This window comes from Merdimmobilis hominis, assembly GCF_900104615.1.
In the GTDB taxonomy this organism is placed as follows: Bacteria; Bacillota; Clostridia; order Oscillospirales; family Ruminococcaceae; genus Merdimmobilis; species Merdimmobilis hominis.
This window is the reverse complement of the sequence record NZ_LT629939.1, coordinates 2,115,519-2,139,761: the sequence shown is the minus strand read 5'-3', so window position 1 is coordinate 2,139,761 and position 24,243 is coordinate 2,115,519. Positions and strand designations below refer to the sequence as shown.

The following is a 24,243-nucleotide window of genomic DNA, read 5'->3' as shown; positions in this document are numbered from 1 at the left end:
TTAGAATTTATCATCAGACAGATCGTCATCCAGCCCAAGATCGTCGTCAAAGCCCTCGAACAGGTCGGGGTCCAGGGTCTCCGGCTCTTCCAGATCATCCAGATCCGGGGTTTCAATGGCAAAGCCTTCGTTGAGCTCGCCCTCTACCTCCACGTTGGTAGATTCAAACAAATCCTCGTCGCCGTGGGGCAGGCCCATATCCTCATCCTCATCAAAGTTCTGGCGCAGGTCGATCTCCTCGCCCTCCTTATCCAGGACCTTGACGTCCAAGGCCAGGGACTGGAGCTCGCTGATCAGCACCTTGAAGGATTCGGGGATGCCGGGCTTGGGCACGTTGCGGCCTTTGACAATGGATTCAAAGGTCTTGACGCGGCCCACCACGTCATCCGACTTGACGGTCATGATCTCCTGAAGGGTATAAGCGGCGCCGTAGGCCTCCAGGGCCCAGACCTCCATCTCACCGAATCTCTGGCCGCCGAACTGGGCTTTACCACCCAGAGGCTGCTGGGTGACCAAAGAGTAGGGGCCGGTGGAACGGGCGTGGATCTTATCGTCAACCAGGTGATGGAGTTTCAGGTAGTACATGTAGCCCACGGTAACCGGGTTGTCAAAGGGCTCGCCGGTGCGGCCATCGTACAGGACAGTCTTGCCGTCCTCCCTCAGGCCAGCTTCCCGCAGGGCATCGCGGATATCTTCCTCATGGGCGCCGTCGAACACCGGAGTCATGATCTTCCAGCCAAGAGCGGCGGCGGCGCGGCCCAGATGGACCTCCAGCACCTGGCCGATGTTCATACGAGAAGGTACGCCCAGGGGGTTCAGGACGATGTCAAGAGGACGTCCATCGGGCAGATAAGGCATATCCTCCTGGGGCAGAATCCGGGAGACAACACCCTTGTTGCCGTGGCGGCCTGCCATCTTGTCACCCACCGAGATCTTTCTCTTCTGGGCGATATAGCAGCGGACCACCATATTGACGCCGGGAGAGAGCTCATCGCTGTTTTCCCGGGTAAAGACTTTGACATCCACAATGATGCCGTATTCGCCGTGAGGGACACGCAGGGAGGTGTCGCGGACTTCCCTGGCCTTCTCACCAAAGATGGCCCGCAGGAGGCGCTCCTCAGCGTTGAGCTCGGTCTCGCCCTTGGGGGTCACCTTGCCCACCAGGATGTCGCCGGCACGGACCTCGGCGCCCACCCGGATAATGCCTCGCTCATCCAGCTCTTTGAGGACATCCTCGCCCACGTTGGGAATGTCGCGGGTGATCTCCTCCGGCCCAAGCTTGGTGTCACGGGCTTCAATTTCATACTCCTCAATGTGGATGGAGGTGTACACATCATCCCGGACCATCCGCTCGTTGAGCAGGACGGCGTCCTCGTAGTTGTAGCCTTCCCAGGTCATGAAACCGATGAGGGCGTTTTTGCCCAGTGCGATCTCACCGTTGGAGGTGGCGGGGCCGTCGGCGATGACCATCCCCTTGGTCACCCGCTCCCCTTTTTCCACGATGGGGCGCTGGTTGACGCACGTTCCCTGGTTGGAGCGCATAAATTTAATCAAGTGGTAGGTCTCCACAAACCCGTCGTCCTGGCGGACCACAATGTCGGTGGCGGAAACCCGCTCCACCACACCGTCGGCTTTGGCCAGCACGCAGACGCCGGAGTCAACGGCGGCCTTGTACTCCATGCCGGTGCCCACGATGGGGGATTCGGTGACCAGCAGCGGCACAGCCTGCCGCTGCATGTTGGCGCCCATCAGGGCGCGGTTGGCGTCGTCGTTTTCCAGGAAGGGGATCATGGCCGTAGCCACCGAAACCACCATCTTGGGGGAGACGTCCATAAAATCAACTTTGTTGTTCTCAATCTCGATGACCGCGTCGCGGAAGCGGGCGGTGACCTTAGGCCGGGCAAACTTCATATCCTCGGTGAGGGGTTCGTTTGCCTGGGCCACGATGTATTCATCCTCCACGTCGGCGGTCATGTAGACCACCTCGTCCAGGACAACGCCGGTCTCTTTGTCAACACGGCGGTAAGGGGCCTCGATGAACCCGTACTCATTGATCCGGGCAAAGGAAGCCAGGTAGGAGATCAAGCCGATGTTGGGGCCCTCAGGGGTCTCGATGGGGCACATGCGGCCGTAGTGGCTGTAGTGGACGTCACGGACCTCAAATCCGGCGCGGTCACGGGACAGACCGCCGGGGCCCAGGGCGGAAAGGCGCCGTTTATGGGTCAACTCAGCCAGGGGGTTGTTCTGGTCCATGAACTGGGACAGGGGCGAGGAGCCAAAGAACTCCTTGATGGCGGCCACCACCGGGCGGATGTTGATCAGCGCCTGAGGGGTGATGGATTCCATATCCTGGGACTGGGTGGCCATCCGCTCCCGGACGACCCGCTCCATGCGGGAGAAGCCGATGCGGAACTGGTTTTGCAGCAGCTCGCCCACCGAACGGATGCGGCGGTTGCCCAGGTGGTCGATATCGTCTTTGGTGCCCACCTCAAAATTCAGGTTGAGCAGGTAGTTGATGGTGGCAAAGATGTCGTCTTTGATGATGTGTTTGGGGATCAGGTCGTCCATCCGCTGGCGGATGGCTTCCTTCTGGGACTCCTCGTCCTCATTCTCCTCCAGGATCTGGCAGAGCACCGAGAAGCGGACTTTCTCATTAATGCCCAGCTCGGCACAATCAAAATCCACAAAATCCCGAATATCCACCATGCCGTTGGAAATAACCTTAACGACACTGTCCCGCACCTGCAGGTAGACGGTGTCCACGCCGGCGCGCTCGATCTCGTGGGCTTTTTCCCGGGTGAGGATTTCCCCTTTGTCCGCCATCAGCTCCCCGGTCAGGGGGTTGGCGACTGGCTCGGCCAGTTCCCTGCCGCTGATGCGCAGGCTGATGGCCAATTTTTTGTTGTATTTGTACCGGCCCACCCGGGAGAGGTCATACCGGCGCGCATCAAAGAAGAGGGCATCCAGATGGGACTGGGCGCTCTCCACCGTTGGGGGTTCGCCGGGGCGAAGCTTGCGGTAGACCTCCAGAAGGGCTTCCTCGGTGTTCTTGGTGCTGTCCTTGTCCAGGGTGGCGCGGAGCATGGCGTCCTCGCCGAAGAAGTTGACAATCTCGTCGTTGGTGCCAAGGCCCAGGGCGCGGATAAAGGTGGTCACCGGCAGTTTGCGGTTCTTATCGATGCGCACATAGAACACATCGTTGGAATCGGTCTCATATTCCAGCCACGCGCCGCGGTTGGGGATGACGGTGGCGGCAAACAGCTCTTTGCCCGCCTTATCTCTGGTGGAGGAGTAGTAAACGCCAGGGGAACGGACCAACTGGGAGACGATGACCCGCTCGGCGCCGTTGATGATAAAGGTGCCGCTGTCGGTCATCAGGGGGAAATCCCCCATAAAAATATCCTGCTCTTTGACCTCGCCGGTCTCTTTATTCAAGAGGCTGGCGCGGACCCGCAAGGGGGCGGCATAGGTGGTATCCCGCTCCTTGCACTCGGCGATGGAATACTTAGGGGTATCGTCCAGGCGGTAGTCAATAAAGTCAAGAACCAGGTTGCCTTGGTAGTCGGTGATCGCAGAGACATCGTGGAAGACTTCCTTCAATCCCTCTTCCAGGAACCATTTGTAGGAATTCTTCTGCACCTCGATCAGGTTTGGCATGTCCAGGACTTCGTTGATCCGAGCGAAACTCATCCGGACATTTTTACCCAGCTGTACAGGCTTGACATTTACCATAGGCTCACTCACTCCATTCTATCTCTATGCGCTTGTGCAATTGCAACAAGCGAATTGCGATTCGCTTCGTTGAATCTGCAAAAACCTATTGCCATCTTGATTTCCATGTGCTATAATACTTCTCAAAAGAGGTATAAATAGCCATTTTGATACAGTATAATATTATATAACACTAAAGTGCATCTGTCAACTACTTTTTTGTAGGAAACGGTGTATTTTTTTTCGCATTTTTGTGCATCTAACTGAAATTTCCATTTCCCGTTGCATTTTTGTAGGGTTGCCCAAACACCCGCACGGGGAATTCCCCCATTGCCCGGCCCGCTTCCCTCCCCCTTTTGGGAGGTTCCCCATTCCCTTCTCCCATGCGAAACGCCTTGAGTATCCTTGAAATGGCGCCTTTTTATGTAATTTCGGCGGACAAAACTGGCCGGGGATTCCCTTTGCTGGAGACAATCAGTTATCATCTGAAACGGAGGCTTCGGCCTCCGTTTTTTTTGTACCGGAAAAGACGGAGGCTCCCCCCTATGCTAAGGATGGGACAAGACCTCCCCATTCATGCGCACCTTGACAGCCAAATATTTCAGTTTTTACCGCAGCCCAGCAAAAAAGCGCCGGGAATACAACATCCCAGCGCTTTTTATCGGGTTTATAAGCTGATGTAGGCCAGAAACGCCCGGTAGGTTTCATACACATCGGTTTTGGCCACCAGTTCAAAGGGGGCGTGCATCGACAGCATGGGGACGCCCACATCCACCACTTCCACATTCATATGGGCCACATATTGGGCCACGGTGCCGCCGCCGCCCTGGTCCACCTTGCCCAGCTCGCCGGTCTGCCAGACCACTCCGGCGTCATCCAAAGCCTTGCGGACCTCCGCCATAAACTCGGCGGGGGCTTCACTGGTGCCGGATTTTCCGCCAGCGCCAGTGTATTTGGTGATTACCACCCCGTGGTTCATGTAAGCGATGTTGTTCTTCTCCACTGCATCGGGGAAGGTGGGGTCAAAGGCCGCATTGACATCGGCGGAGAGGCATTTGGAGCGGGAGAGCACCGTCCGCCCGGCGATGCCGTGGGGCGCAGCCAAATCCTCGATGAAGAAGCGGACAAAATCGGAGTTGAGGCCGGTGTTGCCCATGGAGCCGATCTCCTCCCGGTCGGCGAAGACGGTGACCACTGTGTAAGCGGGGTCTTGGACCTCCAGGGCCGCCCGCATAGAGGTGTAGGCGCAAACCTTGTCATCGTGGCCATATGCGCCAATCATGCTGCGGTCAAAGCCGATATCACGGGCGCGGAAAGAGGGGACCATAGTCAGGTCGGCGGAGAGGAAGTCCTCCTCCACAATGCCGTACTTCTCATGGAGCAGATTGAGGATGTTCAACTTCACCTTCTGGCTGACCTTGTCGTCTTTGAAAGGCAGGGAGCCCACCAGCACGTTGAGCTCCTCCCCTTTGATGCCGTCTTTGAGGGGGCGGGAGTTCTGGTCCTTGCTCAGATGGGGAAGCAGGTCGGTGACACAGAACACCGGCTCCTCCTCGTTGTCGCCGATCTTCACTATGATAGTCTCCCCATTTTTTAGGGCGATCACCCCGTGGAGGGCCAGGGGGATAGCGGTCCACTGGTATTTTTTGATGCCGCCGTAGTAATGGGTTTTAAAGAGGGCGATCTCCTTGTCCTCATAGAGGGGGTTGGGTTTTAAATCCAGGCGGGGGGAGTCGATGTGGCTCACCAGGATCTTGACCCCTTCGGCCAAGGGCTTGCGGCCCATGGTGGCAAAAATCAGGGCTTTGCCCCGGTTGTTGTAATAGAGTTTCTCCCCCGCCTCATACTTGCGGCTGGGGTCAAAGGGGGTGTACCCCTCTTTTTCCAGGATGGCGACGGCAGAGGCCACCGCTTCCCGCTCGGTTTTGCTCTCATCCAAAAAGGTTTTGTAGTCCTCGCAGAACTGGTCGGCCAGCTCCATCTGTTTCTCGGAAAACTGCTCACCGGCGTGTTTTCTCTCCAAAAACAGTTCCTTTTTCAGCAGTTCGCCCCGGGTTTTCTCTTCGCTCATAACAGGGCCCATCCTTTCTATTCAAATTGGTACAGCTCCCGGTAGATGCGGGAGGTCTCATTGACCTTTTTTACATAGCGGGCGGTGTCCCCAAAGGGGATACTTGACAGGTTGACCCCGTCGGAGGAGTGCTCCTCGTCGGCCAGCCACTTTTTGACATTTCCCCAGCCTGCATGGTAGGCGGCCAGAGCGTTGTCCACCGTCCCGAATTCGTCAATCAATAGGCGCAGGATAAAGGCGCCGCATTGGATATTGGCCTCCGGCTCAAACAGCCGGTCATAGGCAACGTCCAAATCCTGGCCGGTCCCCTTGCGGAACTCTGCCCAATCGGCGGTGTCCCGGGTGATCTGCATCAGCCCCCGGGCTCCCACGCTGGATTCCACTTGGGGGTTGAAGCTACTCTCGGTGCGGGTCACCGCGTAGAGGAGTTCCGGCGGCAGGTCGTATTGGGCCGCGGCGGCCTCAATCAGGGCCTGGTACTCCAAGGGATAGGCCATCCGGTGGTAAAAACCCAACGCCTGGGCCATCGCCCCCAACAGGAGAAGGGTGCAAACCGCCAACAGCGCCAGGGACAGCTTCCCCCCTGTACGGTGGTTCATGGGCATTCCTCCGGTTATTCCTCGGCCGGGTGGAGGTCGATGCCATCCACCCGGACATGATCCAGTACATCCAGCGTCTTTTCCCGCAAAGTGTCCAAGTCCCCGTCGTTGACGATGACATACTTGGAGCGGGAGGTGTAAAACGCATCGTTGTGCTGGGCTTTCATCCGCGTTCTGGCCTGGGTGTCGCTGATCCTATCCCGGACGATGATCCGGTTGAGGCGCTCATTCTCCGGCGCGATCACCGAGACCACCAGATCACAGAACCGGTCCGCCCCGCTTTCGAACAGGGTGGGGGCATCCAGTACCACCAAAGGCTCCCCGGCCTCGCGGTATTGTTTTATTGTATCCCCAATCTCCTCGATAATGTAGGGGAAAATAATCGAATTGAGTTTTTTCAGCTTGGCTTTGTCGCCAAACACAAGGTCGGCAAACTTCTGCCGGTTCAAGGTGCCGTCCCCGTTTAATATGTCAATGGTGAAGGCCAAACACAGATCGGCCAGGCACTGCTTGCCGTTATCCACCACATCCCTGGCCACCTGGTCGGCGTCCACAATGGGGATTTTGCGCTCGGAGAAGATGGCGGAGACAGTGCTTTTGCCCGCGCCGGTCTGGCCGGTCAAGCCCAATACCGTAGTCTTGCTCATAGTGTGATCTCCTCAAAGGCCGCCGCCCGCAGCAGCCGGTTGTAAACCGCCAGGCCCACCCCTTCCTTGCGGGGGCAGCGGGCATAGACCAGTTTTGCCCCCCGCTCGTCCAGTTCCCGCAGGGCGGCGAACAGCCGGTGGGCCTGGGTGACGTCTTCATCGTTCTCGCCGTAAACCACGCAGGGCTTGTTTGCCCTCTCCTCCTCGCCGGAGAAGACCAAGCCAAAAATCCCTTCGCCGGTCTGCTCGTTCAAAAACCGAAGGAAGCTCTCGCTGTCCCCATCCACGATGACCACTTTGGCCTTGGGGGCATAGTGTTTGTACTTCATGCCAGGGGAGGATACCCGTTCCCCCGGGTCAATCTGGGAGAGGACCGCTTTGTCCATCTCCACTTCCCCCAAGGCATCCCGCAGCTCTTCTAAGGTGATGGCGCCGGGCCGCAGCAGCCGGGGCTTCTCCCCCGCCAAAGTGATGACGGTGGATTCCACCCCGAACCGGCATTCCCCACCGTCCACGATGGCATCCACCCGGCCGCCCAGGTCGTGGATACAATGCTGGGCGGTGGTAGTGCTGGGGCTGCCAGACAGATTGGCCGACGGCGCTGCCAAGGGGCAGGACCTCCGGATGATCTCCCGGGCGATGGGGTGGGATGGCATCCGGATGGCCACGGTGGGAAGCCCAGCCGAGGTGATATCCGGGATGCTCTCCCCTTTGGGGACGATCATGGTGAGAGGGCCGGGCCAGAACCGCTCGGCCAGAATCTTGGCCGATTCCGGCACCTGGGAGGCCAGGCCGTAGATCTCCTCAAACTCCGCGATGTGGACGATGAGGGGGTTGTCCGCCGGGCGGCCTTTGGCGGCAAAAATCTTCTTCACCGCCTCCGGGTTGAGGGCATCTGCCGCCAGGCCGTAAACCGTTTCGGTGGGGATGGCCACCAGGCCTCCCCTCTTTAAAATATCCGCCGCCTCCTGAAGAAGGGGCGCGTCTTTCTCGATATCCTGTACAACAAAAAGTTTGGTGTCCACCGTGGTACATCTCCTGTCACAATTGTGGTGGAGCGGCAAGGGGATTTAGTAATTCTCCCCCTGTGCCTGCAGTTTTTCCGCCTGGTCAAAGGTGATCAGGGCGTCGGTCAATTCATCCAGGTCGCCGTTGAGCACCTGCTCCAGCTTATACAGAGTCAAGCCGATGCGGTGGTCGGTGACCCGGCTCTGGGGGTAGTTGTAGGTGCGGATCCGCTCGGAGCGGTCGCCGGTTCCCACCTGAAGCTTGCGCTCCGAGGCGATTTTGTCGTTCTGTTCCCGCAGTTTTTCCTCATACAGCCGGGAGCGCAGGATTTTCATGGCCTTGTCCTTGTTTTTGAACTGGCTGCGCTCGTCCTGGCACTCCACCACCAGGCCGGTGGGCAGGTAGGTGATGCGGATGGCGGACTCGGTCTTGTTGACGTGCTGCCCGCCGGCGCCGCTGGCCCGGTAGGTATCGATCTGCAGGTCGCCGGGGTTGATCTCCACCTCCACATCCTCCACTTCGGGGAGCACCGCCACCGTGACGGTGGAGGTGTGGACGCGGCCCTGGGTCTCGGTCTCAGGGACCCGCTGGACCCGGTGGACGCCGCTTTCAAACTTCAGGCGGGAGTAGGCCCCCTCGCCGCTGATGGAGAAGCTGATCTCCTTAAAGCCGCCCAACTCGGTGGGGTTGGCGTTAAGGACCTCGGTCTTCCACCGCTTGGATTCGGCGTACATGGAGTACATCCGATACAGGGAGTTGGCAAACAGGGCGGCCTCATCGCCGCCGGCGCCGCCCCGGATCTCCACAATGACGTTCTTGTCGTCGTTGGGGTCCTTGGGCAGCAGGAGGATTTTCAGCTCTTCGCTGCACCGTTCAATAGACTCCTGGCTGGATTTGTACTGCTCCTCCACCATCTCTTTGAAGTCCTTATCCAGGCCGCCGTCATTCAGCATCTCCTTGGCTTCTTCAAAGTCCTGCTGGTATTTGGCGTACTCCCGGTATTTTTCCACAATGGGGGTCAGGGTTTTATGCTCCTTCATCAAGGATTTAAACCGTTCGTTATCGCTGACCACACTGGGGTCGGCCAACTGCTGGTTAATCTCCTCGTAACGCTCTTCGGTCAACTTTAATTTCTCAAACATACAATTCTCCTTGTGTTGTCCTGGTTCTATTTCAAAAAAGCACTGGTCTGGCTCGCAGCGCGCTAACCGTCCTTGCGGATGATGGATTTGATGTTCTTTTCCGCTTTGGCCCGGGGGACCATAACTTCTCTCCCGCAGCCGGTGCAGCGGATGCGAAAATCCATGCCAGAGCGCAGTACCAAAAATGTGTTCTCACCGCATGGGTGCTGTTTTTTCATCACTAGAATATCCCCAACGCGCACATCCATCCCCATCAGCTCCTTTGTATTCATCCCTTATTCTACCACAGGGTCCACCAGCCTGGCAATCGCTTTTTTGTTTTTATCCTTGGGGCTTTCAGCCCCCGTACTTTTAGGGACGAGGGGCCTTGTGCCGGCCCCTTGAACCTCCGGCCCTTATAAGATTCCATCTTAGAACTGGATTTATGGGGCGCTGCACGCCCCCACACCCCCGTGCAAGGGTTTTTATGTGAAAAACCCTTGACGAAAAGCACATTTAAGGGGGAATAGGCAACCCTCGCGACACGGTGCAAGCCTATTCCCCCTTAAAAATCCCCCTCTACATAGGGCAGCTTAATCTGAAAAACAGTTGGGGGAAATAGCCCCACCCAGGAGCAGTGGGAGTTTTGAGGGGGCATAGTCAGCTGACGCTGACCGCACTGACTTCAACTGCACCGCGAATAGTTCGGCCCCTCTTAAATGCGCTTTCTCCCTCCCCTTTTTCACACAAAAAAAAGGGAGCGCGGGATGCATGGGTGCCAGGCGCCCTGCTAGACCACTTGCAAAATGAAATCTTGAGGAACAAAACCCCAAAAAGAAAAATGCATGAGCCATCCCCCCGGTGAATATACATGGTAACGGTTCCAAAAAAGGCCGAACACCGGCCGAGGATGGTATCCCAAAAGAGGAGGTATTTGAAATGACAACCTATCGGCCGGAGGGTCTTTTGATCGACACGCCGGAAAACTGCGCCTATCTAAAAAGCATATCCGCCCTGGAAGAAGCCATGCGGGAAGGCCGCTGCCTGGAGGGCCGGGCTGTGGTCTGCGATTCCGCCCACAATTTATATGTGGATCTGGGCTGTACCCGGGGCATCATCCCCCGGGAGGAGGGCGCCCTGGGCATTGAGGACGGCTCCACCCGGGACATCGCCATCATCTCCCGGGTGAACAAGCCGGTGGCCTTCCAGGTTATCGCCATCGACCGGCAGGGGGACGGTGCGCCGCGGCCCATCCTCTCCCGCCGCCTGGTGCAGAAAGCCTGTATGGAGGAGTATCTGACCCAGCTGCGCCCTGGGGACATCATCGACGCACGGGTCACCCACCTGGAGCCTTTCGGCTGTTTTGTAGACGTGGGATGCGGCATCAGCTCCCTCATCCCCATCGACGCCATTTCGGTCTCCCGCATCTCCCATCCCCGGGACCGGTTCCATGTGGGGCAGGACATCCAGGCGGTGGTGCGCCAGATGGAGCCCGGGGGGAGGATCTCCCTCTCCCATAAAGAGCTGCTGGGCACCTGGGAGGAGAACGCCGCCCTCTTCTGTGCTGGGGAGACGGTGGCTGGCATCGTCCGCTCGGTGGAGAGTTATGGCATCTTTGTGGAACTCTCCCCCAACTTGGCGGGCCTTGCCGAACCCAAGGAGAACGTCTTTCCCGGCCAGCACGCCAGTGTCTACATAAAAAGCCTGATCCCCGAAAAGATGAAGGTCAAACTCATCATTGTGGATTCCTTTGACGCCGCCTACCGCATCCAGCCCCCGCGGTATTTCATCGAAGGCGGCCACATCAGCCGGTGGCAGTATTCCCCCGATTCCTCAGAACGGCTGTTGGAAAGCCGGTTCGACTAATCCTTTTTCCAATTGACAAGTCCCTCCTGTTTGTGCTACGGTTTAGTTAAGCAGCTTACAGGGGGGATTTTTCTGCGTGTTTTGCGCAGTTTCTCCGGCATTCGGATTCTTGCCGCCCTGGTTCCGCGGCAAACAGGGCTCCCCAAACCGCTCCTTCTTCCGCGCAGTTGGGGCGTGGCAGTTTATCCTAAAATAATACAGCGCGGGAAAAGGAGCGTTTGAACCTCATGTATGACAGCATTGTGACCCGGCCCGCCACCTGGGCAGACCTCCCCGCCTGCTTGGAAGTGGAGCACGCCGCCATGAAGGCAAACCACTACCTGGCCGACGTGGCCGACCTCTACTTCAATGGCACCGTGGGCGACCTGACCGTTGCAGAGGTGGACGGCAAAATTGTAGGCATCGGCAAACTGACCCTTCTGTACGATGGCTCCGCCTGGCTGGAGACCCTGCGGGTCGATCCCGCCTACCAGGGCAACGGGGTGGGCAAAGCCATCTATCGCCGGTACTTGGAGGAAGCAGCGGAACTGAACGCCCCCGCTCTTCGGATGTACACCGGGGTAAAAAACGCAGTGAGCGCCGGCCTTGCCCGGCGGCATGGTTTCACCATCCACTGCACCTGCCGGGAGATGACCCTTCGGCTGGACGACTCCCCGATTTTGGAGACCAGGTTCCACCGGGTGGGCCAGGATACCGCCTGCCGGCTGCTGGCCCCTTTGGCAGACGCCTGGAGAGGGTTCCTCTGCTTCAACCGGACTTTCTACGCCATGAATGAGCCCTTATACCGGGGCCTCGCCTATGAGGGCAAGGTCTACCGGGAGGAAGCTTCCGGCTCCATCCTGGTGGCAGGCACCCGCTTTCAACACAAAAAGGCCCTCCATGTGGCGCTGGTGGAGGGGGATGTGGACCGCTGCATCGCCGCTGCTAAAACCATCGCCAGGGAACGGGGCATTCCCCAGCTGACGGTGATGTTCCCCTATGACAACCAAGTGCTGGAGGAAAAGCTGGCCTCCCTGGGGTTTGAAACTGCCCCCAGCGACTTTATCTCCATGGGGATGTACCGCTAGATCCCATCAAAAACGCCTTTGCAACCAGTTGCAAAGGCGTTTTTTCTTATGTATGGTATTTCCCGGTGCAGGATTCCACCTGGATTTTCACCACAGCAGTGCCCGCTGCTGCCTGGGGAAGGATGGGTGCCTCCCCAAGCTCCGGGGCGTATTTGGCTGTGATGGCCCGCAGGATGTCCTCCTTTTCCCCCGGGTCGTCAACCAGGGAAGCCCTCCCCCGCAACACGGCGCTCTCATAGCCGGAGCCCACTTTGCAGGGGACAGTGACCCCCTCCTTGCGGATGCCCAGCAGTTCATCCACTTCAAAGCAGACCTTGGGGTCCCGGGCGATGTTGCAGAGCTTCTCCCCCTTTGGCAGGCCGTGGAAGTAGACAGCCCCTTCCCGGTACACAAAGTGAACCGCCACCGTATAAGGGTAGCCGTCCGATCCGTTGGTGGAGACCCGCCCTACCATAGCCCTCTCCAACAGCCGGTTCACCCCTTCGGGGGCGAGGGGGTTTTCTCTCATCTTGTGCTGCATAGGCTCCTCCTCTACCGGTCCATCGACCGGATTTTTTGGCGGTAAGCAAGGGCCGCCTGTTCGGTTTTATTGTCTCCAAACCGGTAGTACTCCCGATCCTTGATGGCATCGGGCAGGTACTGCTGCACCACATAGTGGCCCGGGAAGTCATGGGCATACTGGTAGCCGATGGCGTGCCCCATCTTTTTGGCCCCGCCGTAGTGGCCATCCTTCAGGGAATCGGGCACATCGCCGTATTTGCCGTCTTTCACATCCTTTAGGGCGGCGTCAATGGCCAAGATGCCCGAGTTGGACTTGGGCGCGGTGCACAAAAGGATCACCGCGTCCGCCAAGGGGATGCGGGCCTCCGGAAGGCCCAGCTGGAGGGCGCTGTCCACACAAGCCTTCACAATGGGGATGGCCTGGGGATAGGCCAAGCCGATGTCCTCAGCGGCAGTGACCAAAAGCCGGCGGCAGGGGGACAAAAGATCCCCGGCGGTCAGCAGACGGGCCAGGTAATGGAGGGCGGCGTTTTCATCCGACCCGCGGATGGATTTCTGGAACGCCGATAGGATATTATAGTGGACATCCCCATCCCGGTCGTACCGCATGGAGGACCGCTGGGATACCTCCTGGGCCTCCTCTAAAGTGACTACCGGCTCCTCCTTCCCCCGCAAGGCGGAGAGGGAGAGGATTTCCACCGCGTTGATGGCCTTGCGCACATCCCCGCCGCAGGCCAAGGCGATGTGTTTCTCCACCCCTTCTTCCCGCCGGATGCCGGCGCCGTAGATCTCCCCCGCCAGGCGGAAAGCCCGGCCCACCGCTTTTTCCACCTCTTGGGGCTCCACCGGCTGGAATTCAAAGACGGTGGAGCGGCTCAGGATGGCGTTGTACACATAGAAATAAGGGTTCTCAGTGGTGGAGGCAATGAGGGTGATCGACCCGTTTTCGATGAACTCGAGAAGGGTCTGCTGCTGTTTTTTGTTGAGGTACTGGATCTCGTCCAGGTAGAGCACCACCCCGTTGCGGCCGGCGAAGGTGTCCAATTCCTCCACCACCCCTTTGATGTCCGCGGTGGAAGCGGTGGTCCCGTTGAGCTTGTGCAGGCGCTTGCCCGCTTTTTCGGCGATGATTCGGGCGACGGTGGTCTTGCCCACTCCCGAAGGGCCATAAAAGATCATATTGGGCAGGTTGCCACTGTCCACGATGTTGCGCAGCACCCGGCCGGGCGCCAGCAGGTGCCTTTGGCCAACCACTTCATCCAAGGTGGTGGGGCGCAGGCGGTCTGCCAATGGGGATTCCATAGGCCCTCCCCCTTTCCTAGAAAATTCAGGTCTTTGGTATTCCATCAATGTCCCCTACTCCCCCAGGAAGAAGGGGATGGCCCGCTCCACCGACTTGTCCCACAGCGGCCATTCGTGGCCCCCGGGGAACTCCTCATACCGCAGTTCCAGCGGCAGGGCGGACAGGTGATCCCGGAACTTCCGGTTCTGTTCGATGATATAGTCCCCATGGTCGTCGCTGCCGCAGGTGATGTAAGCCCGGGGGCGCAGCTCTTTGGGCAGGGCCGCGGCCTTCTGTGCCAGGGCAAACAGGTCGTCCTGTTCTTTCAGCACCAGATCCATCCCGAAGACGGCCTGCATCTCCGGCAGCATCTGGGGGGCATATTTGGCCCCCTCCTTCAGCATGGCGATGTCCAGCGCCCCGGAAAAAGAACCGAAGGCGGAAAAGACGTCCGGCCGGGCCAGGGCGCATTTTGCCGCCCCATAGCCGCCCATAGAGAGGCCGGCCACAAAGGTGTCCTCCCTTTTGGGGCTCAGGCGGAAGAGCTTTTGGCAGAGCTTTGGGAGTTCTTCCGACACATAGGTGAAATAGGCAAGGCCCATCTCCATATCGGTGTAAAAGCTGCGCTGTACCTCCGGCATCACCACCGCCAGGTTATGCTCCTTGGCATACCGGCCAATGGAACTCATATTCAGCCAGGCGCCGGCGCTTTGTTTCAACCCGTGGAGCAGGTACAGGGTTTTGGCGGGCGGCATCTCCTGGAAGCTGTCATAGGGCAGGATCACCGCCAAACCAGTGTCCATCTCCATGGTGCGGGAGCGGATCTCCCCTCGAAAAATAGCCATTGTTGTATTCCCCCATTTTTCACTCGATCGTTGTATTCAGTATACCTGGTTTTGACAAATAAATCCAGCGGTATCCCATCAATAGGGCAGCGTCCCCGCAAAAAAGCGGAACCCCCACAAGAAAAAAGCCAGCAGGCAGTAGCTCACCCCGCAGAAAATCAGCCAATTTCTCATGGGGCGGCCTGCAATAGATCGCAGGGAAAGGAGCACTATATAAAAGATCAACAGGTAAATCATGGGCTGCAGCCGCCATGCTCCGGCAAAGTCCAGCCGCAAGAGGCACAGGGCCGCCCGGGTCATCCCACAGCCCGGACAGGGCACACCGGTCAAGCGGCGGATGGTGCAGTTATAGTCCCCTGGCAGGAGGATGAGCAGGGCACCCGCTGCAAAAAACAGCCAGCCATGCCGCTGGTCAAACCGATGGGATTGGATGGTGAGCCCCCCTTTCGGATGCTATTTTCTTGTAGTATAGCAATTTTGCCGCCGGCGCGCAAATCGGGCAGTTTACAATTGGAAGGTTTTGCTATAGAATAAGAGTGTTCCGTGCTGATATACCCCTTTGGGATTACAATAGATGAGAATGTGAAATGACGGAGGTTGCGTATGAACGGTTTATTGGTGAAAGGCATGGTAGTCGCCGGCGGCTACGCTGGGGGCGGTTATGTGGGCGGTTCGTCAGGCGGCGGCATGGGCGGTGAGGAAAGCGGAATGATCAGCACCCTGATGTCTACAATGCCCTCGTGGCTTCAGGTGGCGGTGACTGCGGCGGCGGTAATTTTAGGTTCCCTCCTTTTGGGCTGGGTCATCGGCCAGGTGGTGGGGCGGGTCATGTATCCCGATCCCAACAAACCCAGCGTCCTCAACAAAAAGGAGCGGACCATCTACATCGGTGTTTTAGCGGCGGCCATGGTTCTGATCGTAATTTTGGCCCTGCCCAAAAAGGAGAAGCCCGTCGATCCCACCGGCGATCCCTCCATTGGGGTCAACGGGGAAGTGGACAATCCCGATGGGGATGGAACCGAGGACAGCCTGGATGACAGCACATCCGATGAAGGGGATGGGGAGGAATCCACCCCCGAGGGCGATTCCTCTGAAACTGGGGATGAGCCTGCGGAAGGCGATGGCGACGCTGCAAGCTCCGCATCCTCCACGGTTGTCACCAACCCGCCGGCTGCGCAGCCTGAAGTGTATTTCAAAACTGCCAATGGCGGCGTTGCCCTCTTGGGTTAAGAAACGCGATGCAAAACGGGAACTCCTGTGGCGGAGTTCCCGTTTTTTGTCCCAAAATTTCCGGATTCAGCGATGTGTGCAACCCCTCAGATGTGCCGAAAAGCCGCACTACAGCCGGATGGGGACCGGGGCGGTGACCTCCACATGGCTGGGGGCGACGGCACACTCATAACAGAGCAGCTGTACCCCAGCCTCCTGCGCCCGCCGGAGGGCCTCCCCAAACTGGGGATGGGTCTTATCGTTGGGGCAAAACTCCTTTGCCCCGGTGAACTGGATCACCAGCAGGAGGGCAGCCCCGTACCCCTCCCCCACCGCGCGGGATAGCCCCTCCAGGTGTTTGATGCCCCGCTGGGTGGGGGCATCAGGGAATAGAGCCACACCATCTTCCTCCAAGGTTACCCCTTTTACCTCCACAAATGCCCGGCGCTCCCCTTCTTCCAGGTAGAGGTCAAACCTGGAATCCCCGTGGGTGACCTCCCGGCGCAGGGCAAAGGCTCCGGCGTGAAACCCCGGCAGCGCCACCCGGCCGGAGAGGATGGCCTCTTCTGCCAAAGCGTTGGGCGCTTGGGAGTCCATGTTGATGAGCAGATCCCCTTTTTCCACCGCGATAAGGGAATAAGCGGTTTTGCGCTGGGGGTTCTGGGCCTTTTCCAGATAGACGGTGGCGCCGGGCAGCAAAAGTTCCCGGCAGCGGCCGGTGTTCTTCACATGGGCCCGCACCTCCTGGCCGTCCAGCAGGCACCGGGCGATAAACCGGTTGGGCCTCTCCAAAAAGACCGCCGGATAAACCAATTTGTAATGCATGATTGCCCCTTCTTTCTCTGCCCATTGTACCTTTTCCCCGGCAAAAAGGCAACGGGGTTTGACAAATCCCCCCTTCTCCCGGTACAATGAACAACAGTGTCCCTGCGGCTGGATTTCGGGCCGGCGGCCCCCGCTAAGGGGTGGGGCAAGCGCCCAGTTCCCGCTAGGGCCTCGGGCATTGGCCGCCGCCAAATCAACCATTTTTCAAGGAGGTTTCCCCTTTGGATATCCTACTGGTCATGTGCGCCGGCGTCCTTTTGGGCGCCAGATGGTTCCCTCAAAAACTTTACCGTTTCAACGCCAATTTGCAGCTCCTTTGCACCGTGATTTTGATTTTCTCCATGGGGGTATCCCTGGGAGCACGGCCCCAATTTTTTGAGGAGCTCTCCACCCTTGGGGTACAGAGCCTGTTTTTCTGCCTGCTGCCCATTGCCGGGTCGGTGGCACTGGTCTACCCCCTGACCCAGAGGTTCCTGGCCGCCAAGCAGTCAATAGGAGAGGAGGATGGCCATGGTTCTAGCGGCGATTGTTAGCCTTTTTTTGGGGATTGTCTGCGGCCGGTGGATCTTCTCGCCCCAGGTGGTGGCCCTCTTTGCCCAGCTCTCCCCTTATGTGCTCTACCTTTTGATGTTCGCTGTGGGCATCAGCGTGGGGACCAACAAGCTGGTCTTTCAAAAGGTGGGGGAATACCACCTAAAGATACTGCTCATCCCTTTTGGGGTGATCACCGGCTCCATCCTAGGCGGGATGATCGCCTCCCTCCTTCTCTCCTATCCCCTGGGGGAGGGGACGGCCATCGCCTGCGGCATGGGCTGGTACAGCTTAGCGGGAGTGCTGCTCACCGACCTCTCCTCCGCCCAAGCGGGATCGCTGGCTTTCCTCGCCAACTTGATGCGGGAGATTGTCTCCTTTGCCCTCATTCCACCCATCGCCAAACATTTAAACCACTTTACCGCCATCGCCCCGGCGGGCGCCACCAGCGAGGACACCACCCTGCCCATGCTGATCCGCCACACCAGCGAGGAGGTGGTGGTCCTGTCGGTGTTCAACGGGGTGCTGTGTTCCGCGGCGGTGCCCATTGCCATCGACCTGTGCTGGAGGCTGTTGCCCCACTGATCCAACAAGAAAAGCCAGCTTCCCAGGAAGCTGGCTTTTTTCGATAGAGGGCTTTATCTCCCCTGTTTGACTGCGTTGACCCGGTCGGGGAAGTTGGTGATCACCGAATGGACCCCCAGGTCAAACATCCTTTGAATGTCCTCGGTCTCGTTGACCGTCCAGGTGTTGATTTCGATACCGTGGCTGTGGACTTCCGCCACTGTGGCTTCATCCAGGCTGCGGAAGCTGGGGTGATAGCATTCCACCCCGCGGGATTTGGTGTACTCGCCGGGGTTGACCAGCCAGGAGCTGTCCAGGAAGCCGCACTTCAGCTCAGGGGCCAGTTTTTTGCACTTCATAATGGAGTAGTGGTTGAAAGAGGAAAGGACGATCTGCTCCTCTACCCCGTATTCCCGGATCATGGCGATAACCTTCTCCTCCATACCGTCGTACCAGATGATGCTGTTTTTCAGCTCGATGTTGGTCATCAGGTCCATGCCCTTGGTCAGCTCAAAATACTCCCGCAGGGTGGGGATATAGTTGAAGCCATACTGGCCGGCGAACACCGAGGAAGCGTCAAACTGCTTTAGTTCCTCATAGGTGTAATCCTTGACAAAACCGGTGCCGTTGGTGGTGCGGTCGATTTTCTCATCGTGGATGACCACAATCTCGCCGTCTTTGGTCAAATGGGTGTCGAATTCGAAGCCGTCCACCCCCGCTTCCAGCGCCTTTTGGAAGGAGAGCATAGTGTTTTCCGGATACAAGCCGCTAAAGCCTCTGTGCCCAATGTTTAATGTCATACCTGTGCACCTCAATTTTTCAAAATCCCGCAGGACGGGTTGTTACCACCATAGTATCACCCTGTCCACCCGATGTCAATTGCCGGTGGAGGTAAACTGGATGGGCTGGGTGTCCTCGCTCAGAGCGGCGAAGGCATACCCCTGCTCCAGCAGCCGCTGGATGACGATGTCGGTGGCGTCGGGGGTTGTGCGGCAGAGGGGCGCGTCGTGGAACAGCACCACCGGGCTTTTCACCCTCCCGGCGGCTTTCAGCACATTGTCCGCCAGGGTCTGGGCTGGGTAGACGGTGGCGGTGTCATCCCCCGAGACCACATTCCAATCGTAGAACACATAGCCCCGGCGGGTGATCTCCCGGATGATATCCTTGTGGACCTGCTTGGAGGGCACCAGGGAGTTGACGCTTCCCCCGGGGAAGCGGAAGATTTTCGGGTGGACCCCGGTGGTGTTGTAGATCAGGTTTTCCACCTTCTCAAAATCCTCCAGATAGGCGTCTACCGACCGGTAGATCTCGTGGTATTTGTGGGAATAGGTGTGGACCGCAATGGTGTGGCCCTCCTCCACAATCCGCCGGTACAGGGCGAGGGACTCCTCGTCCTCCTTGCCGATAACAAAAAAAGTGGCCTTGACACCGTGCTTTTTCAGCACATCTAAAATGCGCGGCGTGTTTTTGCTGGGGCCATCGTCATAGGTGAGATAAACCGTTTTCTCCGCCATGGTGTTCACCGAGTTGCTGGGTTCTACATACAAGTTTGAGTGGCTCTCCCGCGCCTCGGTTAGCACTGCCTGCCGCTGCCAAGCCAAGCTTCCCCACAATGCGGCGGCAAGGGCGAGGGCTGCTGCGTAGCGAATCCATACTTTCTTTGTAATAACCTTCACCTTCTCCGGTTTTTGTACCAGTCTATGGGGGAGTCCGGGACAATATGACCTGCCAAGAAGCGAAAAAGCACAGGGCCCCCTATGAAAGCCCTGTGCTTTTTCTAGAAACGCAGCACCATGCGGTACCAGTCCCCATCGGAATCGGTTTTAAAACAGCCTTCATTCTCATAGCCATAGCGCTCGTAAAAAGGGATCTTGTCCAAGGAACAGGTGAGCACCAAGCCCGCCTTTCCCCTCTCTTTGGCCAGTTGGATGAAATACCGCATCAGTTGGGAGGCGATTCCCTGACGCCGGAAATCGGGGTCCACCGCCAGGCCAAACACCGTCTGATAAGCGCCTTCTGGCCGGTGGAGGGATTCATCCTGGTACATGGCGTCCAGGATGCGGGGCTGGTCGGTGACGCAGCCGTTGATCATCCCCAGGATCTCCCCATCCTGTTCCGCTACAAAAAAGCTGTCCCCAAAGGCGGCGATCCGGCGGGCGAACACCTCCCGTCCCGGCGCCTCGTGGGGCGGGAAGCACTTGGCTTCCAACCTAGTCACCGCATCCACGTCAGCCGCGGTGACCTGCCGGATGGCACAGTTCATAACGATCCTTCTTTCCGCCGCTTCGCACCGGCACAAATTCCAGAAAAAACTCCGCCCTGCCATGCGAAGTGACAAACGGCAGGTGGAATCCCCCGCCTGGGGGGATCGTCCCTCCAAATGCCCTAGCTCTCCCCTTACAGGTCCTTCTGCCGCACCATGTTTAAAAACCGGATGGTGCGCTCGCTGCGGGGCGATGAAAAAATCTGCTGGGGCGGCCCCTCTTCCACAATCCCCCCGCCATCCATAAAGATCACCCGGTCGGCGACCTGCTGGGCAAATTTCATCTCATGGGTGACGATGAGCATGGTCATGTGGTTCTCCGCCAGGTCCTTGATGACCTTGAGCACCTCCCCCACCAATTCCGGGTCCAGGGCGCTGGTGGGCTCGTCGAACAGCATCAGCTGGGGATGGACCGCCATAGCCCGGGCGATGCCGATCCGCTGCTGCTGGCCGCCGGACAATTTGGAAGGGTATTGGTCCGCCTTGTCCAAAAGGCCAACCTTGGCGATCAGCTCCCGGGCGATGGGCTCCGCCTGGGATTTTTTCATGCCCTTGGCCGCAACCAGAGGCTCCATCACATTTTCCAGGGCGGTTTTGTGCTTGAACAAGTTGTAGCTTTGAAAGACCATGGAAGTTCTTTGGCGCAGCTTTAAAATCTCCTGTTTAGTGGCGGTTTTGGCGTCCACCGACAGATCCCCGATGGTGATCCGCCCCTCCTCCGGCCGCTCCAAGTAGTTGACGCAGCGCAGCAGGGTGGACTTTCCAGTGCCGGAGGGGCCGATGATGGCGATGACCTCGCCTTTCTTCACCTCTAGGCTGACGCCTTTGAGCACCTCCAGGTCGCCGAATTTCTTGTGGATATTCTCAATGGATATCATGTTTGACAGTCCCCCAGTCCATCTGCTTCCCTTTTACCGGTTGCGGGCAAGCCTCTTTTCCAGCACTGCCTGTCCCCGCTCTAGGGCAAGGACAAGCACCCAATATAGGAACATGAGCGCCAGATAGGCGTGAAAATACTTGAAGTTGGCCGAAGCCCGCAGCTTGGCCGCGGCGGTGATGTCGATCACCCCCACGGTAAAGGCCAAAGAAGAGCCCTTGAGGATGTCCACCAGGTTGTTGACCAAGGAGGGGATGGCCACCACCACCGCCTGGGGCAGGATGATCCGCCACATCACCTTCATGTCGCTCATGCCGATGGAATAAGCGGCCTCCAGCTGGCCTTTGTCCACCGAGAGGATCGCTCCCCGGAAGCTCTCCCGCATATAGGCGCCTGCATTAAACCCCAGCCCCAACACCACCGCCTGCATTTTGGTGATCGCCATAAAGACCTGGCAGATGGAAGGGAGGCCAAAGTAGAACAAAAAGAGCTGTGCCACCAGCGGCGTCCCCCGGAAAAAGGAGACATAAAAGTTGCACACCCGCCGCAGCACTGGCACCTGAAAAAAGTCCACAACGGTGACAAACAGGGCGAGGGCCACCGACAGACCAAAGGACAAAAGGCAGATCCACAAGGTTTGGGGCAGGGCCGGAAGCATCTCCCGGAAGACCAGGAGGATGTATTCAATGTTTGGATTCATGGTTTCCTTTACGCTTCTTTGGTGGTGATGTCAATGCCGAAGTGCTTCTCCGAGAGGGCCTTCAAGGTGCCGTCCTCCCGCATCTCAGAGAGGGCCTTGTTGGTCAGCTCCATCAGCTCCTGGCCCTTTTCGGTCTTGGCAAAGGGATAGGCGCAGTCAAAGACCACATCGGTTTTATAGAGGATTTTCAGTTTATCGCTGCCCATCTCTTCGATAACCTGGAGGGCGCCGGTCTCCCCTTTGATCCACATGTCGATCCGGCCCAGCACCACATCCTGGATGGAGAAGCCGTCGTAGTACACCCGGTTGAGGGTGATTCCCAAAGACGCATCCACCGCGTCCACGATTTCCACGTCGGAGGAAGCGGGCTCCACGCCGATGCTCATGCCGTCCAGGTCTTTGGGATCGCTGATTTCCGTATCCGCCCGGGAGAGGAAGGTGATCCTGTCAAAGTAGGCGGGATCGGAGAAGTTGTAGCTCTTCTGCCGCTCCTCAGTCACCGAGATCTCGTTGGCCACGGTGTCCAAACGGCCGTCGTCCAGCAGGCTGAACAGGGAGGAGAACTCCATCCGCTCAAACTGGATCTCATACCCGGTACGCTTGCCGATCTCCTTCCAGATGTCCACATCCAGGCCCACCATTTCCCCGTTTTCATCCAGGGAGGAGAAGCCGGGGGTCTCGCCGTCCATGCCGACTCGAATTACCTTGACCTCCTCCTGGGAGCTGTTGGAAGGGGTTTCGGAAGAACTGCTGGAGGGATTTCCGCCTCCGCCGCAGCCGGACAGCAGGGTAACTGCCACCATAACAGCGGCTAACAATCTCTTTTTCATGTAAGTCAACATCCTTTCTTCAGTCAAATGGCAGCACCAGCCCCACCGGATGCGGGCCGGGAACCACTTAATTCTATAACAGGATACCACGGGTCAAATTTCTTTTCCAATTCATAATCTCAATGCAAACCCCGGATTTATTTGACATTTCTATATGAAATGCAACAAAAAAAGAGGGGAAGCGTATCGCTTCCCCTCTTTGCTAGATTCCTCACCGCTGGATAACGCCGCCGCCCAGCACCCGTTCCCCTTCATAAAAGACGGCGGACTGGCCCACAGTAATTGCCCGCTGGGGTTCCTGGAACTCCACCCGGACGCTGCCATCCGGCAGGGGGTACAGCATCCCAGGCTGGGCCTTGTGGGCCGACCGGATGCGGATTTGGGCCGGGCGCGGGGCCTCCAACCCGGGAATGGCCATCCAGTTAGGGGATTCCACCCACAGTTCCCGCCGGAACAGGGCATCGTTGTCCCCCAGGGTGATCTCCCTGGTCACCGGGTCGATCTTCTCCACAAACATGGGTTTGCCAAAGGTGACCCCCAGCCCTTTGCGCTGGCCGATGGTGTAATTCCAGAGGCCCAGGTGCTCCCCTAAAGGGTTTCCCGCCTGGTCCACAAACCGGCCGATGGGGGCCTTCTTCCCGGTGTAGGCAGCCAAAAATTTGCCGTATTCCCCATCGGGGATAAAGCAGACATCCTGGCTATCCGGCTTTTTGGCCACCGAGAGCTGGTGCTGGGCCGCCATAGCCCGCACTTCCTCTTTGCTGTACTCCCCCAAGGGGAACAGCAGGTGGGCCAGCTGTTCCTGGCTGGCCACATAGAGGAAGTAGCTCTGGTCCTTCTTCTCACAAGCGGCCTTGCGCAGGAAGTACCGGCCCTTTTCCTCGCCGATACGGGCGTAGTGGCCGGTGGCAATGTAGTCAAACCCCCGCTCCTTGGCCCAATTCCAAAAGGCGGAAAATTTGATGGTGCGGTTGCAGATGACGCAGGGGTTGGGGGTGCGGCCCTTTTGATATTCCCCCACAAAATAGTCCACCACCTGGGTTTGGAACTCCTGTGTCCAGTCGATGACGTGGTGGGGAACCCCCAGTTTCCCGCAGAGCTGCCGGGCGCTTTCGATCTCCCGTTCCCCTTGGGCGCGGCTTTCCTCATCCGGCTTCCACAGGCGGAAGGTGGCCCCTTCCACCTGGTATCCCTGCTGCTGCAGCAAAAGCAGGCTGGTGGAGCTGTCCACCCCGCCGCTCATCCCCAGCAATACTCGTTTTTCCATCCATTTCCTCCTTTGGGCAAAACCAAAAGCTGCCCTCTCCGAAACCGGAAAGGGCAAGCAGGCCAATTTTTCTATTTCTTCTAGTTTTTGGGGTGGAGACGCTCGTCGATCTTGCGGCCGGTGGGGGTGACAGCCAAACCGCCCTGGGCGGTCTCCCGCAGCTGGCAGGGCAGCATGCGGCCCACCTTCATCATCGCCTCGACGCACTCGTCAAAGGGGATGTTGCTCTTGATTCCCGCCAGGGACATCTCCGCGGCGGAGATGGCATTGGCCGACTGGGAGGCGTTGCGCTTGGCACAGGGGACCTCCACCAGGCCAGCTACCGGGTCACAAACCAGGCCCAGCACATTTTTTAGGGCGATGGCAGAGGCGTTGAGCGCCTGCTCGTCGCTGCCCCCAGCCATGACCACCGAAGCGGCAGCGGCCATGGCCGCTGCGGAGCCGCACTCCACCTGGCAG

The 24,243-nt window shown here is 58.3% G+C and carries 25 protein-coding genes; 5 read left to right on the top strand and 20 right to left on the bottom strand.

The genetic code is table 11. The annotated features are described in order from the left end of the window. The 7 genes from rpoB to BQ5353_RS10255 all read right to left on the bottom strand — a co-directional run bounded on the left by rpoB (position 1) and on the right by BQ5353_RS10255 (position 9,426). Positions 1-3,732: a DNA-directed RNA polymerase subunit beta gene (gene rpoB / locus BQ5353_RS10285; protein WP_071428145.1), complete on the bottom strand. Its 3,732-nt coding sequence runs from the start codon at positions 3,730-3,732 to the stop codon at positions 1-3. Positions 3,733-4,378: 646 nt separating this feature from the next. Further along, entirely contained in the window at positions 4,379-5,782 is a 1,404-nt protein-coding gene (locus BQ5353_RS10280) for an aminopeptidase (protein ID WP_071428143.1), read from the bottom strand. A gap of 17 nt (positions 5,783-5,799) precedes the next feature. Next, entirely contained in the window at positions 5,800-6,381 is a 582-nt protein-coding gene (locus tag BQ5353_RS10275; RefSeq protein ID WP_054331620.1) for a lytic transglycosylase domain-containing protein, read from the bottom strand. A 14-nt stretch (positions 6,382-6,395) separates the two neighbouring features. Continuing rightward, positions 6,396-7,028, bottom strand: a complete 633-nt coding sequence (coaE, locus tag BQ5353_RS10270) for a dephospho-CoA kinase (RefSeq protein WP_071428141.1) — start codon at positions 7,026-7,028, stop codon at positions 6,396-6,398. Then, complete coding sequence (locus BQ5353_RS10265; RefSeq protein ID WP_054331617.1) at positions 7,025-8,053, bottom strand: L-threonylcarbamoyladenylate synthase; 1,029 nt, start codon at positions 8,051-8,053, stop codon at positions 7,025-7,027. The genes coaE and BQ5353_RS10265 overlap by 4 nt, the downstream gene beginning before the upstream one ends. A gap of 45 nt (positions 8,054-8,098) precedes the next feature. After that, complete coding sequence (gene prfA / locus BQ5353_RS10260; protein WP_054331616.1) at positions 8,099-9,178, bottom strand: peptide chain release factor 1; 1,080 nt, start codon at positions 9,176-9,178, stop codon at positions 8,099-8,101. Positions 9,179-9,240: 62 nt separating this feature from the next. Next, positions 9,241-9,426, bottom strand: coding sequence for a DUF951 domain-containing protein (locus BQ5353_RS10255; protein WP_054331615.1), 186 nt, complete (start codon positions 9,424-9,426; stop codon positions 9,241-9,243). A gap of 670 nt (positions 9,427-10,096) precedes the next feature. Here BQ5353_RS10255 and BQ5353_RS10250 point away from each other — a divergent pair. Together BQ5353_RS10250 and BQ5353_RS10245 are read left to right on the top strand one after the other, a co-directional pair. Next, entirely contained in the window at positions 10,097-11,023 is a 927-nt protein-coding gene (locus tag BQ5353_RS10250) for a S1 RNA-binding domain-containing protein (RefSeq protein WP_071428139.1), read from the top strand. A 227-nt stretch (positions 11,024-11,250) separates the two neighbouring features. Beyond that, the gene (locus tag BQ5353_RS10245) at positions 11,251-12,090 is read left to right on the top strand and encodes a GNAT family N-acetyltransferase (protein ID WP_054331613.1); all 840 of its coding nucleotides are present in this window, start codon (positions 11,251-11,253) and stop codon (positions 12,088-12,090) included. Positions 12,091-12,136: 46 nt separating this feature from the next. Here BQ5353_RS10245 and BQ5353_RS10240 read toward each other — a convergent pair whose 3' ends face one another. From BQ5353_RS10240 to BQ5353_RS10225, 4 genes are all read right to left on the bottom strand, one after another. Next, a complete protein-coding gene (locus tag BQ5353_RS10240; RefSeq protein WP_071428136.1) occupies positions 12,137-12,610 on the bottom strand; it encodes a pyridoxamine 5'-phosphate oxidase family protein in 474 nt (157 codons plus the stop codon). A gap of 11 nt (positions 12,611-12,621) precedes the next feature. Then, positions 12,622-13,893 carry a replication-associated recombination protein A gene (locus BQ5353_RS10235; RefSeq protein ID WP_054331611.1) on the bottom strand — a complete coding sequence of 424 codons (1,272 nt, stop codon included), beginning with the start codon at positions 13,891-13,893 and terminating at the stop codon, positions 12,622-12,624. A gap of 54 nt (positions 13,894-13,947) precedes the next feature. Next, a complete protein-coding gene (locus tag BQ5353_RS10230; protein ID WP_054331610.1) occupies positions 13,948-14,718 on the bottom strand; it encodes an alpha/beta hydrolase in 771 nt (256 codons plus the stop codon). 78 nt (positions 14,719-14,796) lie between these two features. Further along, positions 14,797-15,057 carry a DUF2752 domain-containing protein gene (locus BQ5353_RS10225; RefSeq protein ID WP_267888297.1) on the bottom strand — a complete coding sequence of 87 codons (261 nt, stop codon included), beginning with the start codon at positions 15,055-15,057 and terminating at the stop codon, positions 14,797-14,799. Positions 15,058-15,321: 264 nt separating this feature from the next. Between BQ5353_RS10225 and BQ5353_RS10220 the strand changes: the two genes are divergently transcribed. Further along, positions 15,322-15,948 carry a hypothetical protein gene (locus BQ5353_RS10220; protein ID WP_054331608.1) on the top strand — a complete coding sequence of 209 codons (627 nt, stop codon included), beginning with the start codon at positions 15,322-15,324 and terminating at the stop codon, positions 15,946-15,948. A 108-nt stretch (positions 15,949-16,056) separates the two neighbouring features. Here BQ5353_RS10220 and sfsA read toward each other — a convergent pair whose 3' ends face one another. Beyond that, positions 16,057-16,752 carry a DNA/RNA nuclease SfsA gene (gene sfsA, locus BQ5353_RS10215; protein WP_054331703.1) on the bottom strand — a complete coding sequence of 232 codons (696 nt, stop codon included), beginning with the start codon at positions 16,750-16,752 and terminating at the stop codon, positions 16,057-16,059. A gap of 221 nt (positions 16,753-16,973) precedes the next feature. On the opposite strand from sfsA, the gene BQ5353_RS10210 reads away from it, so the two are divergent. Together BQ5353_RS10210 and BQ5353_RS10205 are read left to right on the top strand one after the other, a co-directional pair. Next, positions 16,974-17,285, top strand: a complete 312-nt coding sequence (locus BQ5353_RS10210; protein ID WP_054331607.1) for a LysO family transporter — start codon at positions 16,974-16,976, stop codon at positions 17,283-17,285. Beyond that, positions 17,263-17,868, top strand: coding sequence for a LysO family transporter (locus BQ5353_RS10205; protein WP_054331606.1), 606 nt, complete (start codon positions 17,263-17,265; stop codon positions 17,866-17,868). Before BQ5353_RS10210 ends, BQ5353_RS10205 begins: the two co-directional genes overlap by 23 nt. A gap of 53 nt (positions 17,869-17,921) precedes the next feature. Here the strand turns inward: BQ5353_RS10205 and BQ5353_RS10200 are convergent, their stop codons facing one another. The 8 genes from BQ5353_RS10200 to BQ5353_RS10165 all read right to left on the bottom strand — a co-directional run. After that, on the bottom strand, positions 17,922-18,647 hold the full coding sequence (locus tag BQ5353_RS10200) for a glycerophosphodiester phosphodiesterase (RefSeq protein WP_071428134.1): 726 nt from the start codon (positions 18,645-18,647) through the stop codon (positions 17,922-17,924). Between the two features lie 75 nt (positions 18,648-18,722). Then, positions 18,723-19,523: a polysaccharide deacetylase family protein gene (locus BQ5353_RS10195; RefSeq protein WP_143117217.1), complete on the bottom strand. Its 801-nt coding sequence runs from the start codon at positions 19,521-19,523 to the stop codon at positions 18,723-18,725. A gap of 101 nt (positions 19,524-19,624) precedes the next feature. Then, positions 19,625-20,110 (bottom strand): GNAT family N-acetyltransferase, encoded by a 486-nt coding sequence (locus tag BQ5353_RS10190; protein WP_054331604.1) that lies wholly within the window; start codon positions 20,108-20,110, stop codon positions 19,625-19,627. A gap of 134 nt (positions 20,111-20,244) precedes the next feature. Next, the gene (locus tag BQ5353_RS10185; RefSeq protein ID WP_071428130.1) at positions 20,245-20,988 is read right to left on the bottom strand and encodes an amino acid ABC transporter ATP-binding protein; all 744 of its coding nucleotides are present in this window, start codon (positions 20,986-20,988) and stop codon (positions 20,245-20,247) included. Positions 20,989-21,021: 33 nt separating this feature from the next. Continuing rightward, positions 21,022-21,687, bottom strand: a complete 666-nt coding sequence (locus BQ5353_RS10180; RefSeq protein ID WP_054331603.1) for an amino acid ABC transporter permease — start codon at positions 21,685-21,687, stop codon at positions 21,022-21,024. A gap of 8 nt (positions 21,688-21,695) precedes the next feature. Further along, on the bottom strand, positions 21,696-22,517 hold the full coding sequence (locus tag BQ5353_RS10175) for a transporter substrate-binding domain-containing protein (RefSeq protein WP_071428129.1): 822 nt from the start codon (positions 22,515-22,517) through the stop codon (positions 21,696-21,698). Between the two features lie 211 nt (positions 22,518-22,728). Further along, complete coding sequence (gene mnmA / locus BQ5353_RS10170) at positions 22,729-23,784, bottom strand: tRNA 2-thiouridine(34) synthase MnmA (protein WP_054331601.1); 1,056 nt, start codon at positions 23,782-23,784, stop codon at positions 22,729-22,731. An 80-nt stretch (positions 23,785-23,864) separates the two neighbouring features. Then, positions 23,865-24,243 (bottom strand): L-serine ammonia-lyase, iron-sulfur-dependent, subunit alpha (locus BQ5353_RS10165; protein ID WP_204211308.1); only part of this gene is annotated, 379 nt, incomplete at its 5' end.

Coding starts and splice junctions, on each gene's coding strand:
- BQ5353_RS10280 (WP_071428143.1), bottom strand. CDS start 5,782: ATGAGCGAAGAGAAAACCCGGGGCGAACTGCTGAAAAAGGAACTGTTT.
- prfA (WP_054331616.1), bottom strand. CDS start 9,178: ATGTTTGAGAAATTAAAGTTGACCGAAGAGCGTTACGAGGAGATTAAC.
- BQ5353_RS10235 (WP_054331611.1), bottom strand. CDS start 13,893: ATGGAATCCCCATTGGCAGACCGCCTGCGCCCCACCACCTTGGATGAA.
- BQ5353_RS10200 (WP_071428134.1), bottom strand. CDS start 18,647: ATGACATTAAACATTGGGCACAGAGGCTTTAGCGGCTTGTATCCGGAA.
- BQ5353_RS10250 (WP_071428139.1), top strand. CDS start 10,097: ATGACAACCTATCGGCCGGAGGGTCTTTTGATCGACACGCCGGAAAAC.
- BQ5353_RS10275 (WP_054331620.1), bottom strand. CDS start 6,381: ATGAACCACCGTACAGGGGGGAAGCTGTCCCTGGCGCTGTTGGCGGTT.
- BQ5353_RS10190 (WP_054331604.1), bottom strand. CDS start 20,110: ATGAACTGTGCCATCCGGCAGGTCACCGCGGCTGACGTGGATGCGGTG.
- BQ5353_RS10240 (WP_071428136.1), bottom strand. CDS start 12,610: ATGCAGCACAAGATGAGAGAAAACCCCCTCGCCCCCGAAGGGGTGAAC.
- BQ5353_RS10220 (WP_054331608.1), top strand. CDS start 15,322: ATGAACGGTTTATTGGTGAAAGGCATGGTAGTCGCCGGCGGCTACGCT.
- BQ5353_RS10185 (WP_071428130.1), bottom strand. CDS start 20,988: ATGATATCCATTGAGAATATCCACAAGAAATTCGGCGACCTGGAGGTG.
- BQ5353_RS10245 (WP_054331613.1), top strand. CDS start 11,251: ATGTATGACAGCATTGTGACCCGGCCCGCCACCTGGGCAGACCTCCCC.
- coaE (WP_071428141.1), bottom strand. CDS start 7,028: ATGAGCAAGACTACGGTATTGGGCTTGACCGGCCAGACCGGCGCGGGC.
- BQ5353_RS10230 (WP_054331610.1), bottom strand. CDS start 14,718: ATGGCTATTTTTCGAGGGGAGATCCGCTCCCGCACCATGGAGATGGAC.
- BQ5353_RS10255 (WP_054331615.1), bottom strand. CDS start 9,426: ATGGATGTGCGCGTTGGGGATATTCTAGTGATGAAAAAACAGCACCCA.
- BQ5353_RS10180 (WP_054331603.1), bottom strand. CDS start 21,687: ATGAATCCAAACATTGAATACATCCTCCTGGTCTTCCGGGAGATGCTT.
- sfsA (WP_054331703.1), bottom strand. CDS start 16,752: ATGCATTACAAATTGGTTTATCCGGCGGTCTTTTTGGAGAGGCCCAAC.
- rpoB (WP_071428145.1), bottom strand. CDS start 3,732: ATGGTAAATGTCAAGCCTGTACAGCTGGGTAAAAATGTCCGGATGAGT.
- BQ5353_RS10175 (WP_071428129.1), bottom strand. CDS start 22,517: ATGAAAAAGAGATTGTTAGCCGCTGTTATGGTGGCAGTTACCCTGCTG.
- BQ5353_RS10205 (WP_054331606.1), top strand. CDS start 17,263: ATGGTTCTAGCGGCGATTGTTAGCCTTTTTTTGGGGATTGTCTGCGGC.
- mnmA (WP_054331601.1), bottom strand. CDS start 23,784: ATGGAAAAACGAGTATTGCTGGGGATGAGCGGCGGGGTGGACAGCTCC.